Below are 16,779 nucleotides of genomic sequence, written 5' to 3'. Positions count from 1 at the left end.
GCCTCTATTGCTCACTGTCGCTTTGCAGCGCCAGGCGGCCACGTGCGTCGGCGTCTTCCTCGCTGGGCTGGCTGGTGCGTTGCGCGCGCAGCGTGGCGAAGTCTTCGAGACTCACGTCACCGGTCACGTAGTGGCCATCGAAGCAGCTCGCCTCGAAGCCGGCGAGGCCCGGGCGCAGCGCGGCGACGACGCGCTTCATTGCGTCCACGTCCTGGTAGATCAGCGCATCGGCGCCGATGTATTGGCGAATCTCCTCGACGGAGCGGTTGTGTGCGATCAGTTCCTCGGTCGTCGGCATGTCGATGCCGTAGACGTTGGGATAGCGCACCGGCGGCGCGGCGGAAGCAAGGTAGACCTTGCGTGCGCCCGCCTCGCGAGCCATCTGCACGATCTCCTTGGACGTGGTGCCGCGCACGATGGAGTCATCCACCAGCAGCACATTCCGGTCCTTGAACTCGACACCGATGGCATTGAGCTTCTGGCGCACCGACTTCTTGCGCGCGCCCTGCCCCGGCATGATGAAGGTGCGGCCGACATAGCGGTTCTTCACGAAGCCCTCGCGATAGGGCTTGCCGATGCGGTGGGCCAGTTGCATGGCCGAGGGGCGGCTGCTTTCCGGAATCGGGATGACGACGTCGATCTCGTTGGGCGGCATCGTGGAGATGACCCGCTGGGCCAGGGTCTCGCCCATGTTCAGCCGCGCCTGGTAGACCGAGATGCCATCCATCACCGAATCCGGGCGGGCCAGGTAGACGAACTCGAACATGCAGGGGTTCAGCGTCGGGTTGTCATTGCACTGCTCGGTGTGCAGCTTGCCGGTCATGTCGATGAAGAGGGCTTCGCCGGGCGCCACGTCGCGCTCCAACTGGTGGCCGGTGCCTTCCAGCGCGACGCTTTCGCTGGCCACCATGACCTCGCCGTTGGCCGAGCGGCCGAAGCACAGCGGGCGGATGCCGAAGGGGTCGCGGAAAGCCAGCAGGCCCTGGCCGGCGATCAGCGCGATGACGGCGTAGCTGCCCTTGATGCGCTTTTGCACCGCACGCACGGCGGAGAAGATCTCCTTGGGCGTCAGTGGCAGGTCGCGCGCGGCCAGCTCCAGCTCGTGAGCCAGCACGTTGATCAGCACCTCGGTGTCACTCTCGGTGTTGATGTGGCGACGGTCGATGTCGAAGAGCTCGTCCTTCAGTGCATGGGCATTGGTCAGGTTGCCGTTGTGCACCAGCACGATGCCGAAAGGCGCGTTCACGTAGAAGGGCTGCGCCTCTTCCTCGCTGTAGGCATTGCCGGCTGTCGGGTAGCGCACCTGGCCCAGGCCGATGCTGCCCGGCAGCGCGCGCATGTTGCGGGTGCGGAAGACATCACGCACCATGCCGCGCGCCTTGTGCATGAAGCACTTGTTGCCCTGCATGGTGACGATGCCGGCAGCGTCCTGGCCGCGGTGCTGCAGCAGCAGCAGCGCGTCATACAGGAGCTGGTTGACGGGGGAGGCAGCAAGAGCGCCGACGATGCCACACATGGCGGAGATCCTTAGTCAGTCGATTCCGCTTCAGATGGGGTCATCGAGCGGGAAACAAATCGGGCAAGTGGTTCGGGCAGCAAGGGCGCCACGTCGAGCAGCACATCACTGAGCACGGGTGCGGCACGCGAGGCCCGCCAGGTGCTTGACTCCGCCAGGGGCGAAGCGCCGATGACGAGCACAAGCAACAGTGCGATGAAGACACCACGCAGCGCACCAAAACCGGCGCCACCCAGGCGGTCCACGATGGACAGCGGCGTGGCGTGAATCAGCGTCTTGACCAGGCGCGAGGCCAGGCTCCAGACGATCAGCACGAAAAAGAAGGCGATCGCCAGCGCGACGACATGCAGGGCGGCAGGGCCGAACTTGCTGGTCATGGAGGCAGGCAGCAGGTCCTCGACGACAGGCGCCAGCGGCGAAGCGGCGAAATAGGCGACCACCCAGCCGGCGAGTGACATGACCTCGAAGATCAGGCCGCGCCACAGGCCGATGCCGATCGAGATCAGCAGCACTGCCGCGAACGCGAGGTCGACCCAGCTGAGCGCGACGTCCATGGCGGGCTACAGCGTCAGGATGGCGCCGGGCAGGCCCGCGCCCTTGAGCTTGGACGCGGCGCGCTCGGCCTCGTCGCGGCTTGCAAACGGCCCCAGGCGCACGCGCACGCGGCGACCATCGGCCGTGTCCACGGCCTGGGCATAGGTCTTGAGGCCGAGCTTCTCGACCTTGCTGCGTACGTCCTGCGCGGTCTTGTTCTCACCGTAGGCGCCTACCTGCACGATGAAGCGTGCGGCAGAAGCAGCAGGCGTGCTGGCCGATGTCTCCTTGCCCTCCAGCAGGGCCTGGGCGCGTGCGCCGTCGTTGGCGTGGGCCTTGGGTTTGTCGGCAGGTTTGTCGGCCGGCTTCTCGGCCGGTTTTTCAGCAGGCTTTTCGGCAAGTCTGACCGGCGGCTTCTCAGCGGGCTTTTCGGCCGGCTTGGCTTCCGCAGGCACGACGGCAGGGGCCGCGGCGGGCGGCGGCGTGATTTCGGGCGCGGCAGCCGTATCGGCCTGGGCCAGCGGCTCACGCGTCGGCACGGCCAGCGGCGGCGCGGTGTCCTTGCGGGGGATGTCGATGGGCAGGTCGACGGGAATCGGCCGCGGCTGGGTTTCGAAGATCAGCGGGAAGCCGACCACACCGGCCGCCACCAGCACGGCCGCGCCGATAAGGCGGCGGCGGGCGCGCAAGCGCAGCTGCTGCACGTCGTCGGCCGCCTTGGCGCCGGACTTGGCCGACTTTTTGGGCGGCACCGCGGCGGCGGTGTCATCGCGCTTGAGAAAGGAAAACAGGCCCATCGGCAGCGTCTGGCGTCAGTGGAAGGTGGGGGGCTGGGGTGCGGTAGCACCAGCCGTCACGCGCGGCAGGCCCTGTTGAAGCACCCCGCCCACGGTGTAGAAGGAACCGAAGACGAGGATTCTATCGGCCGTGGTCGCCCCGGCCGCCGCTGCATGCAGGGCGTCCAGCGGGTTGGCATGGGTGTGCGTCGCGACATCGGGCGGCGTCTTCAGCCCGGCAGCGAGAAAGGCCGCTTCGAGCTGCTCGGCCTTGGCGGCGCGGGGAATGGCCAGGTCGGTGAAATGCCAGACGTCCACCAGCGGCGCGATCCTGGCCAGGATGCCCGCCAGGTCCTTGTCCGCCATCGCCCCAAAAACGGCATGGGTGCGCGGGAAAAAGCCCATCTGGTCCAGGTTCTGGGCCAGCGCCGCGACGGCGTGCGGATTGTGGGCGACGTCGAGCACGACGGCCGGCTGGCCGGCCAGCACCTGGAAGCGACCGGGCAGCTCGACCAAGGCCAAGCCGGTGCGCACAGCCTGGGCGCTGATGGGCAGCCGGTCGGCCAGCGCCTCGAAGGCGGCCAGCACGCCGGAAGCGTTCAGCAGCTGGTTGACGCCGCGCAGCGCCGGATAGGCCATGCCGGAGAAGCGCTTGGCTCGCCCGGCCCATTGCCATTGCGTGCGGTCACCGCTGAAGGTGAAGTCGCGGCCCAGCTGGCGCAGGTCGGCGCCGATCTCCAGGGCCCGCTCCGCCAGCGAGGCCGGCGGCATCGGGTCGCTGACGACGACGGGCCGGCCCGTGCGCATGATGCCGGCCTTCTCGCGGCCCACGCTGTCACGGTCGCTGCCGAGGAACTCGGTGTGGTCCAGATCGATGCTCGTGATGACGGCGCAGTCGGCGTCGATGACGTTGACCGCATCCAGCCGCCCACCCAGGCCGACTTCGAGGAGTACCAGGTCCAGCGGCTCATGCTGCAGACGCCGCATGATGGCCAGCGTCGTGAACTCAAAATAGGTCAGCGTGATGTTGCCTCGGGCGGCCTCGACGGCCTCGAAATGCGGCACCAGCGATTCGGCCGCCACCGGCGCGCCGCCGACCCGGCAACGCTCCTGGAAGTGCACGAGATGCGGCTTGATGTAGAGGCCGACGCGGTAGCCGGCGTGCAGCGCGATGGACTCCAGCATCGCGCAGGTCGAGCCCTTGCCGTTGGTGCCGGCGACGACGATGGTGGGGCAGTCGAAGGCAATGCCCAGCCGCTCGCGCACGGTCGCGACGCGGTCCAGCGTCATGTCGATGGACTTGGGGTGCAGGCGCTCGCAGTGAGCGAGCCATTCATCGAGCGTCATGGTCGAGCGTCATGGCGAAACAAAAAACAAAAGCCAGGCACGGGGCCTGGCTTGGACCTCTGCGGGCGACGTTCAGGCGACGGCGTCCGCGCTCTGGCGTTGCAGCATGGCGAGCTGTCGGGCAATCGTCTCGCGCAGCTGGCGGCGGTCCACGATCATGTCGATGGCACCCTTCTCCATCAGGAACTCGGCGCGCTGGAAGCCGGCGGGCAGCTTCTCACGCACGGTGTTCTCGATGACGCGCGGGCCGGCGAAGCCGATCAGCGCCTTGGGCTCGGCCAGCACGATGTCGCCGACGAAGGCGAAGCTGGCCGACACGCCGCCCATGGTCGGGTCGGTCAGCACGCTGATATAGGGCAACTTGGCCTTGGCCAGTCGCGTCAACGAGGCGTTGGTCTTGGCCATCTGCATCAGGCTCAGCAGACCCTCCTGCATGCGTGCGCCGCCGGTGGCGGTGAAGCAGATGAAGGGCGTCTTCTGCTCGATGGCGGTCTCGACGCCACGCACGAAGCGCTCGCCGACCACCGAGCCCATGGAGCCGCCCATGAAGTCGAACTCGAAGCAGGCGGTCACGACGGGCACGCTCATGATGGCGCCGCCCATGACGATCAGCGCGTCGGTCTCGCCGGTGTTCTCCAGCGCTTCCTTCAGGCGGTCGGGGTACTTCTTGCTGTCCTTGAACTTCAGCGCGTCGACCGGCAGCACTTCCTGGCCGATCTCGTAGCGGCCTTCACCGTCGAGGAAGGCGTCCAGGCGCGCACGGGCGCCGATGCGATGGTGGTGCGAGCACTTGGGGCAGACGTTGATGTTCTGCTCGAGGTCGGTCTTGTAGAGCACCGTCTCGCAGCTCGGGCACTTGATCCACAGGCCCTCAGGCACCGTGCGCCGGTCGGCGAGGTCGCCCTGCTGGATCTTGGGCGGGAGCAGTTTGTCGATCCAACTCATGTCAGTTCCTCTTGTCGAGTGCGGCACGGATGTCTTGGATGAACGCCGCGCCGGTCAGGGCGACATTATCGGCTGGCTGGCGCTCCAGCAGCTCGACCAGCTTGGAGCCGATGACGACCGCGTCGGAAACGTCGGCAACGGCCCGTGCCGTCGCGCCGTCGCGGATGCCAAAACCAACGCCCACCGGCACGCTGACGTGCTGGCGGATGCGCGGCACAGCCTCGGCCACGGCCGCTGTGTTCAGGTGGCCGGCGCCGGTCACACCCTTGAGCGACACGTAATACACGTAGCCGCTGGCCAGCTTGCCGACCTGGGCCATGCGCGCCTCGGTGGACGTGGGGGCGAGCAGGAAGATCGCATCCATGTCGGCAGCGCGCAGCTTGGCAGCGAACTCCTCGCATTCCTCGGGCGGGTAGTCGACGATCAACACACCGTCCACGCCGGCGTCCTTGGCGTCGGCCACGAAGGCGTCCAGGCCATAGCGTTCGACCGGGTTGGCGTAGCCCATCAGCACCAGCGGTGTCTTGTTGTTACGAGCACGGAACTCGCGCACGAAGCCAAGCACCTTGCGCAGGCCGATACCGTTCTTCAAGGCGCGTTCACCGGCGCGCTGGATGACGGGGCCATCGGCCATCGGGTCGGAAAACGGCACGCCCAGCTCGATGACGTCGGCGCCGGCCTCGGCCATGGCCAGCAGCAGATCGACTGTTGCACTCGGGTACGGATCACCCGCGGTGACGAAGGGGATCAGCGCCTTGCGGCCGGCGGCCTTGAGCTGGTCGAAAGTGGTGGCGATGCGGCTCATTGCGCACCTCCCTTGACCATCTCGCCCGCTTGCGAAGGCCGGTCGAAATAGGCAGCACCAGACAGGTCGGCCACGGTGCCGATGTCCTTGTCGCCCCGGCCGCTGAGGTTGACCAGCAGCACCTTGTCCTGCCCAAGCGTCGGGGCGAGCTTGATGGCATGCGCGACCGCGTGGCTGGATTCCAGCGCCGGGATGATGCCTTCGGTGCGGCACAGCCGGTGGAAGGCCGACAGTGCCTCGGCGTCGGTGACGCCGACGTATTCGGCACGGCCGATGTCCTTCAAGTGAGCGTGCTCGGGGCCGACACCGGGGTAATCCAGGCCGGCCGAGATGGAATGAGTCTCGATGATCTGGCCGTCCTCGTCCTGCAGCAGGTAGGTACGGTTGCCGTGCAGCACGCCGGGGCTGCCAGCGGTCAGCGTCGCGGCATGCTTGCCACTGGCGATGCCCTGCCCTTCTGCTTCGACGCCGATGAGCCGGACTGCCTCGTGCGGGATATAGGGGTGGAAGATGCCGATGGCGTTCGAGCCACCGCCCACGCAGGCGATGACGGCGTCCGGCTGGCGGCCGGCCAGCTCGGGCATCTGCTCCAGGCACTCCAGCCCGATGACGCGCTGGAAGTCGCGCACCATCATCGGATAGGGATGCGGGCCGGCCACGGTGCCGATGATGTAGAAGGTGTTCTCGACGTTGGTGACCCAGTCGCGCATCGCCTCGTTGAGGGCGTCCTTCAGCGTCTTGCTGCCGCTCTCCACCGGCACGACGGTCGCACCGAGCAGCTTCATGCGGTAGACATTGGGCGACTGGCGCTTCACATCCTCGCTGCCCATGTAGACGACGCACTCCAGGCCGTAGCGCGCGCAGATGGTCGCCGTGGCCACGCCGTGCTGGCCGGCGCCGGTCTCGGCGATGACGCGCGGCTTGCCCATGCGCTTGGCCAGCAGGGCCTGGCCGATGACGTTGTTGATCTTGTGTGCGCCGGTGTGGTTGAGGTCCTCGCGCTTCAGGTAGACCTGCGCGCCGCCGAGTTCGCGGCTCAGGCGGTCGGCGTGATAGATCGGGCTCGGGCGGCCGACGAAGTGCTTGAGTTCCTTCTTGTACTCGGCGATGAACTCGGCGTCATTGCGGTAGTGGGCGTAGGCGTCCTTGAGCTGGTCCAGCGCATGGACGAGGGTCTCGGAGACGAAGCTGCCGCCGAAGGTCGCGGTGCCCGCATGGCGGAAATGCCCGGTCGCGTCGGGCTGGTCGTACTGGAACATGGTCTTCCTCAATCGGGTCAGTTCTGCGTCGGCGCGGCTGTCAGCGAGACGAACAGCGCGGCAGAACTCATGGATCAGGTCGGCGCTCTTGATGCCCTTGGACACCTCGACGCCGGAACTCACATCAACGGCCCAGGGCCGTACCGTCGCGATGCCATCGGCGACGTTTGCTGCATTCAACCCACCAGACAAAACGAGGCGAGAGCTGACGCTTGGAGGAATGAGTGACCAATCGAAGACCTTGCCGCCACCGCCATAACCGTCGACGTGGGCGTCGAGCAGCAGGGCCTGGGCGTTGGGAAATTGAGTGGCGAAGTTTAGCAAATCGACCCCGGGCGCCATGCGGGCAGCGCGCAGGTAGGGCCGTTTGATCCGGTCGCAGTCGGCGGGGGTCTCGTCGCCATGGAACTGGACGAGCATATTGGGCAGCGCGTCCAGCCCGGCCTGCAACTCGGCGCCCGTCGCGTTGACGAACAGGCCGACCGGCGTGACGAAGGGCGGTAACAGCTTGGCCAGCGCCCTCGCCCGCTCGGGCGTCACGGCGCGCGGGCTCTTGGCGTAGAAGACGAAGCCGATAGCGTCGGCGCCGGCTTCGACGGCCGCCTCCACGTCGGCTTCACGAGTCAGGCCACAGATCTTGATTCGAGTCATGGAAGCCAATTCAGAGCCGCGACCTCGCGCGGGATGTCGAGTTCGACATCGTAGGTCGGGCCGAGAAAGTAGAGCCCATCAGGGGCAAAGGTCGGAGCCGCCACTTTGCGGTCCCGCGCGGCGAGCACGTCCGACACCCAATCCGCCGAGCGCGTACCGCTGCCGACGGCGAGGATGCAGCCCATCAGGTTGCGCACCATGTGATGCAGGAAGGCACTGGCCTCGAATTCGAAGCGCCAGTAGGCGCCGCGCCGTTGCACGCGGATCTCGCGCAGCGTCTTCACCGGCGAAGCGGCCTGGCATTCCGAGGAGCGAAAGGACGAGAAGTCATGCTCGCCGATCAGCCGTTCCGCGGCGGCTTCGAGGGCAGCTTGGTCGAGCGGGCGGAATACCCAGCCGCATTGGCCGGATTCGATGGCCGGCCGCACGGCGGATTCCAGCAGCAGATAGGCGTACCGCCTGCCACGCGCGGAATTGCGGGCATGAAAGGTGTCGCCCGGAAAGCGGCACCACTGGATGGCGATGTCGGGCGGCAGGTAGCGGTTGCTGCCGCGCACCCAGGAAAACAGCTCGCGCTCGACCTCGGTGTCGAAATGGATGACCTGGTTGATGCCATGCACGCCCGCATCAGTGCGGCCGGCGCAGACCGTGCGGATGGGCTGTGCAGCGAACGCGGACAAGCCTTTTTCAAGCGCATCCTGCACGGTGCGGCCGTCCGGCTGGCTCTGCCAGCCGTTGTAGCCGCCACCGCGGTAGCTGACTCCTAGTGCGACTCTCATGGGCTCCAAGTAAAAACGCCCGGCAAGCCGGGCGTTGAAGTATCGCGGCTGAGCCTTAGCGCAGCTCGTTCAGCATGGCCTGCGCCTTGTCACGCAACGGGCCGCTGGCACGCTGGATCAGCTCCTGGAGCACTTCGCGGGCGCCTTCGGTGTCACCGATCTGACGGAATTCGTCGGCCAGCTCGAGCTGACGCAGCAGCGGGTCGCCTTCGTCATCACCCAGCCCTTCGAGAGCCGCCCCCAGCACCTCGGGATTCGTCTCGCCAGGCAGCGTGGGCTCGCCGAAGTCGAAATCCAGGTCGGTGGACGCCGATGCAGGGACCGCAGGCGACGGCGGCAGCCCACCCATGCTGCTGAGATCGAAGTTCAGGTCCGGCGCGGGGGGTGCCGTGCGGGTGCCGCGACTGGAGATGTCGAAGTCCATCGTCATCGGCGCCTGCTCAATCGACGCGGGCATGGCCTGGGTGGCCGCCATCGCATTCGGCGAAACCGGCTCGGGCGCATCCAGATCCAGATCAAGCGCCAGGTCGAAGCCGCTGACCGGCCCGGTGTCGGGACCGCCGCGCATCGCATCGGTTGCCATATGAGCCGCAGCCGCCGCAGCAGCGGCCGACGCGCCGCTCGGCAACGCCGTCTGGGGCAGCGTGCTGGCATTCATCGGCTCGGGGCGCAGCTCGGGGCCATCCTCGACATGAGCGGGCGCGCCGCCAGGCTGATAGAGCGGGTTGTCCGGGTCGATGCCGCGCCCCAGCTCCTGGGCCTTGCCCCAGTCCTCGCCCGAACCCTTGGTCTCGGCGTAAAGCTGCACGGCCAGCTGCTCGAAGCCCTTGGTGTCACGGCGCTTGGCGTAGACCTCCAGCAGCTTCAGGCGGATGGCCAGGCGCGTGGGATTGGCGCGCAGCGCTTCCTTGAGGATTTCCTCGGCCTGCAGGTCGCGGCCATAGGCCAGGTAGACGTCGGCTTCCGCGACCGGATCGACGTCACCAATCGCGTCGAGCTGGCTGAGCGAATAGCTCATCGACGACTGGCCGCTGTTCTGCGCGTCGCGCGTGTCGACGCGCTGGCCACCGGTGCCACCGAAGAAGGAATCGGGCTGCAGGCGGCTTTCGTGGAAGCCGGTCTCGGCTGCATGGGCCGGGCGGCGCGAGCGCAGGCGGTACAGGCCCAGGCCGCCCAGCACGGCGACGAGGACACCGGCCAGGGGCAGCACGATGGGGCTGTCGAGCAATTGCTCGATGAAGCCCGGTGGCTCGGCAGCGGGCGGCGGTGCCAGCGGTGCACTGGCGCGCGGCGCAGGACGGGACGCGGCCGCACTCGCCGCAGCCGCAACCGGCGTCGACGCAGCAGCGGATGCGGGCTCGGCAGTCGCCACGACCGGCGCGGGCAGCACCGGCGTTGCGGGCGCGGGCGCAGACGCTGTGGTGGGCGCCGGCGCCGCTGGCTTGGCCGCACTGGAGAGCTTCTTCAGCTCCTCGACATTGCGGGTCAGCTCGGCCACGCGGGCGGCGGCGTCCTTCTTCTCGGTGTCCTTGGACAGCTTGGCCTCGGCGGCGCTGGCGGCGGTGCTGCCAGCCTTGCTGAGGGTGAGCTTGTCGGGCGTCGGCGCAGCGGCGGGCTTGCGGTCCTCGACGGCGGCCTGCACCTGTCCTTTGGACTGGCGCTCGCTCCCGCTGTTTTGCAGCGTCGGCGCGGCGGAGGCCAGGCGCTGGCGGTAGGCCGAGAAATCGGCGCTCTGGGCCAGGATGACACGACGCGCTTCGGGCGCGGGCACCGCGGCCAGCGAGTCGCTGGACGGGACCTGCAACACGGCACCCGACTTCAGCAGGTTCATGTTGCCGTCGATGAAGGCGTCGGGATTGTTTCGGAACAGGCCGACCAGCATCTGGTCCAGCGAGATGCCGCTGACCTGGGTGCGCGTGGCAATCTTGGACAGCGAGTCGCCAGGGCGCACGGCGTACTCGGAGGCCGCCGTGGCCGGTGGTCGAACGGGAGCGGGTGCGGCAGCAGGCGGGCGGGCCGCGGCCACCGGCGCTGGCGCCGATGCGGAACCGTTGCGCGGCAAGGCTGAAGTCACAGCCGGCGCCGGTGCGGGAACAGCCTCGCTCGACGCAGCGGTGGCCGGCGCAGGCGCGGCGGCCACGGCCGGCGGTGCCGTAATGATCGGCGCGGGCTTGGGCAGGCTTGGCGGGTCGAACAGCAGCGTGTATTCGCGCACCAGGCGGCCACTGGACCAGCTCAATTCGAGGATGACGTCGACAAACGGCTCCTGGACCGAGCGATCACTGCTGACGCGCAGCAGGGTGCGGCCGTTGCTGCGCACGATCTGAACCTGGGTCGACGTCAGCACCGGGTTGTATTCCACGCCAGTGGCGCGGTAGGACTCGGGGGGCGCGACGCGCACCTTCAGCGTCGACGCCTCCTCGGGTGTCAGGCTGGTGACGTCGATCTCGGCGCGCATGGTCTCGCCCAGGGCCGACTGCACATTCAGCTTGCCCAGGCCAAGCGCTTGCGCACCACCGCCGGCTACGAGCAGCGCAGCAGCAAGCGCCAGATGATGGCGAGCAAATCCCATGGGTCGAACTCCCTCGAATGCGTCGCGGATGTAATCTTTCAAGGCATTCCCCAAAGCAACAAGGCGGGGCACAAAGCCCCGCCTGTCTCGATCTTCAGAACGCGCGGCACGAGCCTGGTCTGCACGCTGGTTTGCACGCTGGGCTGCACGTTATAGCCTGTGTCGAGTCTGGAATAAAAAACACAACGGCATCAAGCATATACGCTGAAATGCTCAAGGGGTACCTGATGTGTCGCTTCGTTCCAATATCGACGCCCGGGTGAACCCTAGGTCAAACCGTAAAAGACCGTAAGCAAATCATGCCTTGCGCCACGCGGGGCGCAAGGCATGTTCGGTCTATCAACGCTCGAGCAGGATGCGCAGCATGCGGCGCAGCGGCTCGGCGGCGCCCCACAGCAGCTGGTCACCGATGGTGAAGGCACCCAGGTACTCGGGGCCCATGGCCAGCTTGCGCAGGCGGCCGACGGGGATGGTCATCGTGCCAGTGACGGCCACGGGCGTCAGGTCGCGGATGGTGGCTTCGCGCGTGTTCGGCACGACCTTCACCCAGGCGTTGTCGGCGGCGATCATGGCCTCGATGTCGGCCAGGGGCACGTCCTTCTTCAGCTTGAAGGTCAGGGCCTGGCTGTGGCAGCGCATTGCGCCGACACGGACGCAGAAGCCGTCGACGGGAATGGCGCCGGAGCCTAGGATCTTGTTCGTCTCGGCCATGCCCTTCCACTCTTCCTTGGATTGGCCGTTGCCGAGGTCCTTGTCGATCCAGGGAATCAGCGAGCCGCCCAGCGGCACGCCAAAGTTGGCCACCTCGTCGGGCGACAGCGTGCGCTGCTTCTCGGCCAACAGGCGGTCGATGTCGAGGATGGCGCTCTTGGGGTCGTCCAGCAGCGGCTTGACCGAAGCGTTCAGCGTGCCGTACTGGGTCAGCAGTTCGCGCATGTGCTGGGCACCGCCGCCGGAAGCGGCCTGGTAGGTCTGGGTGGACATCCACTCAACGAGGCCAGCCTTGTACAGCGCGCCCACGCCCATCAGCATGCAGCTGACGGTGCAGTTGCCGCCGATCCAGTTCTTGCCGCCGTTGCTCAGCGCTTGGTCGATGACCGGGCGGTTGACGGGGTCCAGGATGATGACGGCGTCATCGGCCATGCGCAGGGTCGAGGCGGCGTCGATCCAGTGGCCGGCCCAGCCCGCGGCGCGCAGCTTGGGGTAGACCTCGGTCGTGTAGTCGCCGCCCTGGGCGGTGATGATGATGTCGCAGCGCTTGAGCTGTTCGATGTCGAAGGCGTTCTGCAGCGACTTCTCGTTCTTGGCCTGGGCCGGGGCAGCGCCGCCGGCGTTGGACGTCGAGAAGAACAGCGGCTCGATCAGGTCGAAATCGCGTTCAGTGGTCATGCGCTCCATGAGCACCGAGCCCACCATGCCGCGCCAGCCTACGAGGCCTACCAAGGTCGTCATCATCATTCCTTTGCTTCACCAAACCCCATCCACTTTGGGCCCCGGCTCGTTCGCCGGGTTTGGTGGGGCGAGACGAGACGGAGCTTTAGCTCTTGATGGTTTTCGTGGTCGTAATGGCTTTGACGACTGCGTCGCCCATCTCGATGGTCGTGACCTTCGAGGTGCCTTCGGACCAGATGTCGGCAGTGCGCAAGCCCTGGGCCAGCACCGATTGCACGGCCTGCTCGATACGAGCGGCAGCGTCGGCTTGGTTGAGGGAGAACTTGAGCATCATGGCAGCGGACAGGATTGTAGCCAGAGGATTGGCGATGCCCTTGCCTGCGATGTCCGGCGCGCTGCCGTGGCTGGGTTCGTAGAGGCCCTTGTTGTTGGCGTCCAACGAGGCCGACGGCAGCATGCCGATGGACCCGGTCAGCATCGCGGCTTCATCGGACAGGATGTCGCCGAACATGTTGCCGGTCACGACGACGTCGAACTTCTTCGGCGCCTTGACGAGCTGCATGGCTGCGTTGTCCACGTACATATGGTCCAGCTCGACGTCGGGGTACTGGGCGTGGACTTCGATGACGATGTCCTTCCAGAACTGCGAGGTCTCCAGCACATTGGCCTTGTCGACGCTGGTCAGGCGCTTGCCGCGCTTGCGGGCGGCCTGGAAGGCAACGTGGGCGATGCGCTCGATCTCGGGGCGCGAATAGCGCATCGTGTCGAAGGCTTCGTCGGCGCCGGGGAAGTGGCCGTCCACGGCCGTGCGGCGGCCGCGCGGCTGGCCGAAGTAGATGTCGCCGGTCAGTTCGCGGATCAGGAGGATGTCCAGGCCTGCGACGAGTTCAGGCTTCAGCGACGAGGCATGCGTCAGCTGCTCGTAGCAGATGGCCGGGCGGAAGTTGGCGAACAGGCCCAGCGCCTTGCGCAGGCCCAAGATGGCCTGCTCGGGGCGCAGCGAACGCTCCAGCTTGTCGTATTTCCAATCGCCCACGGCGCCGAACAGCACGGCGTCGGCTTCCTGGGCCAGCTTCAGCGTGGCCGGGGGCAGCGGATGGCCGCTGGTCTCATAGGCCTTGCCGCCAACGTCGGCCCAGTCGAGCTGCAAAGGCAGGTCCAGCGCCTTCAGCACCTTGACGGCCTCGGCCATGATTTCTGGGCCGATACCGTCGCCCGGCAGTACTGCAATCTTCTTCATCTCAAATCACTCGGTTGTTCAGCCAGGGCTTGCTGGCGATGCGGGCGGATTCAAACGCACGGATCTTGTCGGTGTGCTGCAGCGTCAGGCCGATCTCATCCAGGCCGCCGATCAGGCACTCCTTGCGGAAGGGCTCGATGTCGAAGGGCAGCGCGGCGCCGTCGGGCTTCACCACCACTTGGCGCGGCAGGTCGACGACCAGCTGGTAGCCGGGAAAGGCATAGACCTCGTCGAACAGGCGCGCAATGGCGCTTTCCGGCAGGACGATGGGCAGCAGGCCATTCTTGAAGCAGTTGTTGAAGAAGATGTCCGCAAAGCTCGGCGCCAGGATGGCGCGGAAGCCGTACTGCTGCAGGGCCCAGGGCGCGTGCTCGCGGCTGGAGCCACAGCCGAAGTTGCTGCGCGCGACCAGCACGCTGGCGCCGGCATAGCGCGGCAGGTTCAGCACGAAGTCGGGGTTGGGCTTGCGGCTGGCCGGGTCCTGACCGGGCTCGCCATGGTCCAGGTAGCGCCACTCGTCGAACAGGTTGGGGCCGAAGCCGCTGCGCTTGATCGACTTCAGGAACTGCTTGGGGATGATCGCGTCGGTATCGACGTTGTCGCGGTCCATGGGCGCGACGAGGCCCTTGTGGATGGTGAACTTGTCCATGGTCAGCTCAGCGTGCGAACGTCAACGAAATGGCCGGTCATCGCCGCTGCGGCAGCCATCGCCGGGCTGACCAGATGGGTACGGCCGCCGGCGCCCTGACGGCCTTCGAAGTTGCGGTTGCTGGTGGACGCGCAGCGCTCGCCCGGCTCCAGGCGGTCGGCGTTCATGGCCAGGCACATGGAGCAGCCCGGCTCTCGCCACTCGAAGCCGGCGGCCTTGAAGACCTGGTCCAGGCCTTCGGCTTCGGCTTGCGCCTTGACGAGGCCGGAACCCGGCACAACCAGGGCCAGCTTGATGTTCTTGGCCAGCCGGCCACCGACACGGCGCACGACGGCCGCAGCCTCGCGCATGTCCTCGATGCGGCTGTTGGTGCAGGAGCCGATGAAGACCTTGTCGACATGGATGTCGCTGATGGCCTTGTTGGGTTCCAGCGCCATGTAGGTCAGCGCGCGCTCGATGGCGCCGCGCTTGACGGCGTCCTTTTCCTTGTCGGGGTCGGGCACGCGGTCGTCGATGGCCAGCACCATCTCGGGCGAGGTGCCCCAGCTGACTTGCGGGCGGATCTGCGCGGCGTCGAGCTCGACAATCTTGTCGAAATGCGCACCGGCATCGGAATGCAGCGTGCGCCAGTAGGCGACGGCCTGGTCCCACTCCACGCCCTGCGGGGAGAAGGGGCGGCCTTTCACGTAGGCAATGGTCGTTTCGTCCACGCCGATGAGCCCGGCGCGCGCACCGGCCTCGATGGCCATGTTGCAGACGGTCATGCGACCTTCCATCGAGAGTGAGCGGATAGCCGCGCCCGCAAACTCGATGGTGTAGCCATTGCCGCCAGCCGTGCCGATCCTGCCGATGATGGCCAACACGATGTCCTTCGCGCCGACGCCCTTGGGGCATTGGCCTTCGACCTTGACGAGCAGGTTCTTGGCCTTCTTGGCCGACAGCGTCTGCGTGGCCAGCACATGCTCGACCTCGCTGGTGCCAATGCCATGCGCCAGCGCGCCGAAGGCCCCGTGCGTGGAGGTGTGGCTGTCGCCGCAGACGACGGTCATGCCCGGCAGCGTCGCGCCCTGCTCGGGGCCGATGACGTGCACGATGCCCTGGCGCTTGTCGTTCATCTTGAACTGCGTGATGCCGACGCGGTCGCAGTTGGCGTCCAGCGTGTCGACCTGCAGGCGCGAGATCGGGTCGGCAATGCCTTGCGAGCGATCCGTCGTCGGCACGTTGTGATCGCTGACGGCGAGGTTGGCGCTCAGGCGCCAGACCTTGCGGCCGGCCAGGTCCAGGCCTTCAAAGGCCTGCGGGCTGGTCACCTCATGGACGAGGTGGCGGTCGATGTAGAGCAGTGCCGTGCCATCCGGCTCGGAGTGCACGACATGCTCATCCCAGAGCTTGTCGTAGAGGGTTCTTAAAGTCATTGCTTCTCTCGAGGAATCAGGGTGTCCACGAAGCGTTGCACCACGGTGGGCAGACGCTGCTGGCGCAGCACACCCAATACATATTCGCGCTCGGCCCACGGCTCTTCAAGCCGCAGGCAGCGCACGCCGAAGACGCGCGTGAAGCGCTCGGCCGGTTGCTCGGGCAGCACGGCCACGCCCAGGCCAGCTTCGACGAGCTGGGCGATGGCATCAAAGCCACGCACCTGCCAGCGCGCATTCAGCGTCTTGCCGCGTGCCGCCGCCTGCTCGCGCATCAGCTCTTGGGCGCTGGCACCGGCATGCAGGCCGATGAGGTCATAAGCCAGCAGGTCGTCGAAGGTGACTTCCTCGCGCTGGGCCAGCGGGTGCTTCAAGGGCACGAGCGCCGCGAGGCGACCGTGCGCAAACGTCCACGTCTGCAGCCGGTTGTCCAGCAGAGGCGGCGAGAACACACCGATGTCGGCACGCCCTTCCGCCACCGCGGCCTGGGCCTCGGCGCTGGTCAGGTCTTCCAGGCTGATGCGGATCTGGCTGTGCGCCTGCGAGAAACCCACCAGATGCGGTGGCAGCGCCTCGGTGATGGCACTGCTGTTGGCGGCGATGCGCAGATGGCCCTTGATGCCCCGCGAAAACTCCATGACCTCGGTCTCGAGTGCATAGAGGGATGCGTGCAGCGAACGGATATGGCGCACCAAGGCGCGGCCTGCCTCGGTAGGTTCGACCCCCCTCGCGCGCCGCTCAAAGAGCTGCACGCCAAGGCGGCTTTCCAGGTCAGACAGGCGCTTGCTGGCGGCTGCCAGCGCCAGGTGTTCCTGGGCGGCGCCGCGCGTGATCGAGCGGGTCTGCTCGATGGCGAGCACGAGATTGAGAGTGGTGAGGTCGTGGCGCATGTTGATCGT

General features: G+C 67.0%; 14 protein-coding genes and 1 pseudogene. All 15 read right to left on the bottom strand.

Annotated elements, in window-relative coordinates; genetic code table 11:
- Positions 1 to 4: 4 nt before the first annotated feature.
- The 15 genes and pseudogenes from purF to ACXJKJ_RS10090 all read right to left on the bottom strand — a co-directional run bounded on the left by purF (position 5) and on the right by ACXJKJ_RS10090 (position 16,770).
- Entirely contained in the window at positions 5 to 1,516 is a 1,512-nt protein-coding gene (gene purF / locus ACXJKJ_RS10160) for an amidophosphoribosyltransferase (protein WP_056196671.1), read from the bottom strand.
- An 11-nt stretch (positions 1,517 to 1,527) separates the two neighbouring features.
- A complete protein-coding gene (locus tag ACXJKJ_RS10155; RefSeq protein WP_056196668.1) occupies positions 1,528 to 2,070 on the bottom strand; it encodes a CvpA family protein in 543 nt (180 codons plus the stop codon).
- A gap of 6 nt (positions 2,071 to 2,076) precedes the next feature.
- A complete protein-coding gene (locus ACXJKJ_RS10150) occupies positions 2,077 to 2,847 on the bottom strand; it encodes an SPOR domain-containing protein (RefSeq protein ID WP_457390020.1) in 771 nt (256 codons plus the stop codon).
- A 15-nt stretch (positions 2,848 to 2,862) separates the two neighbouring features.
- On the bottom strand, positions 2,863 to 4,173 hold the full coding sequence (gene folC, locus ACXJKJ_RS10145; protein ID WP_457390018.1) for a bifunctional tetrahydrofolate synthase/dihydrofolate synthase: 1,311 nt from the start codon (positions 4,171 to 4,173) through the stop codon (positions 2,863 to 2,865).
- A 72-nt stretch (positions 4,174 to 4,245) separates the two neighbouring features.
- The gene (gene accD / locus ACXJKJ_RS10140; protein WP_056196658.1) at positions 4,246 to 5,118 is read right to left on the bottom strand and encodes an acetyl-CoA carboxylase, carboxyltransferase subunit beta; all 873 of its coding nucleotides are present in this window, start codon (positions 5,116 to 5,118) and stop codon (positions 4,246 to 4,248) included.
- A 1-nt stretch (position 5,119) separates the two neighbouring features.
- Positions 5,120 to 5,923: a tryptophan synthase subunit alpha gene (gene trpA / locus ACXJKJ_RS10135; RefSeq protein ID WP_056196656.1), complete on the bottom strand. Its 804-nt coding sequence runs from the start codon at positions 5,921 to 5,923 to the stop codon at positions 5,120 to 5,122.
- Positions 5,920 to 7,182 carry a tryptophan synthase subunit beta gene (trpB, locus tag ACXJKJ_RS10130; RefSeq protein ID WP_056196653.1) on the bottom strand — a complete coding sequence of 421 codons (1,263 nt, stop codon included), beginning with the start codon at positions 7,180 to 7,182 and terminating at the stop codon, positions 5,920 to 5,922. Before trpB ends, trpA begins: the two co-directional genes overlap by 4 nt.
- A 72-nt stretch (positions 7,183 to 7,254) precedes the next feature.
- Positions 7,255 to 7,833 (bottom strand): annotated as a pseudogene (locus ACXJKJ_RS10125) (phosphoribosylanthranilate isomerase); the annotation flags it as partial.
- Complete coding sequence (gene truA / locus ACXJKJ_RS10120) at positions 7,830 to 8,612, bottom strand: tRNA pseudouridine(38-40) synthase TruA (protein WP_056196647.1); 783 nt, start codon at positions 8,610 to 8,612, stop codon at positions 7,830 to 7,832. The pseudogene ACXJKJ_RS10125 and the gene truA, both read right to left, overlap by 4 nt.
- Before the next feature lie 55 nt (positions 8,613 to 8,667).
- The gene (locus ACXJKJ_RS10115) at positions 8,668 to 11,184 is read right to left on the bottom strand and encodes a FimV/HubP family polar landmark protein (protein ID WP_457355772.1); all 2,517 of its coding nucleotides are present in this window, start codon (positions 11,182 to 11,184) and stop codon (positions 8,668 to 8,670) included.
- 339 nt (positions 11,185 to 11,523) lie between these two features.
- A complete protein-coding gene (gene asd, locus ACXJKJ_RS10110) occupies positions 11,524 to 12,636 on the bottom strand; it encodes an aspartate-semialdehyde dehydrogenase (RefSeq protein WP_457390017.1) in 1,113 nt (370 codons plus the stop codon).
- Positions 12,637 to 12,721: 85 nt separating this feature from the next.
- On the bottom strand, positions 12,722 to 13,816 hold the full coding sequence (gene leuB, locus ACXJKJ_RS10105) for a 3-isopropylmalate dehydrogenase (RefSeq protein WP_056196644.1): 1,095 nt from the start codon (positions 13,814 to 13,816) through the stop codon (positions 12,722 to 12,724).
- 1 nt (position 13,817) lies between these two features.
- Positions 13,818 to 14,465, bottom strand: coding sequence for a 3-isopropylmalate dehydratase small subunit (gene leuD, locus ACXJKJ_RS10100; protein ID WP_457390016.1), 648 nt, complete (start codon positions 14,463 to 14,465; stop codon positions 13,818 to 13,820).
- A gap of 2 nt (positions 14,466 to 14,467) precedes the next feature.
- A complete protein-coding gene (gene leuC, locus ACXJKJ_RS10095; RefSeq protein ID WP_457390015.1) occupies positions 14,468 to 15,880 on the bottom strand; it encodes a 3-isopropylmalate dehydratase large subunit in 1,413 nt (470 codons plus the stop codon).
- A complete protein-coding gene (locus ACXJKJ_RS10090; RefSeq protein ID WP_056196636.1) occupies positions 15,877 to 16,770 on the bottom strand; it encodes a LysR family transcriptional regulator in 894 nt (297 codons plus the stop codon). Before ACXJKJ_RS10090 ends, leuC begins: the two co-directional genes overlap by 4 nt.
- Between the last annotated feature and the right edge of the window lie 9 nt (positions 16,771 to 16,779).

It is taken from the genome of Roseateles sp. P5_E1 (assembly GCF_054049335.1).
Note: the sequence above shows the minus strand (reverse complement) of the source record. Positions and strands in the feature narration are given on the sequence as shown.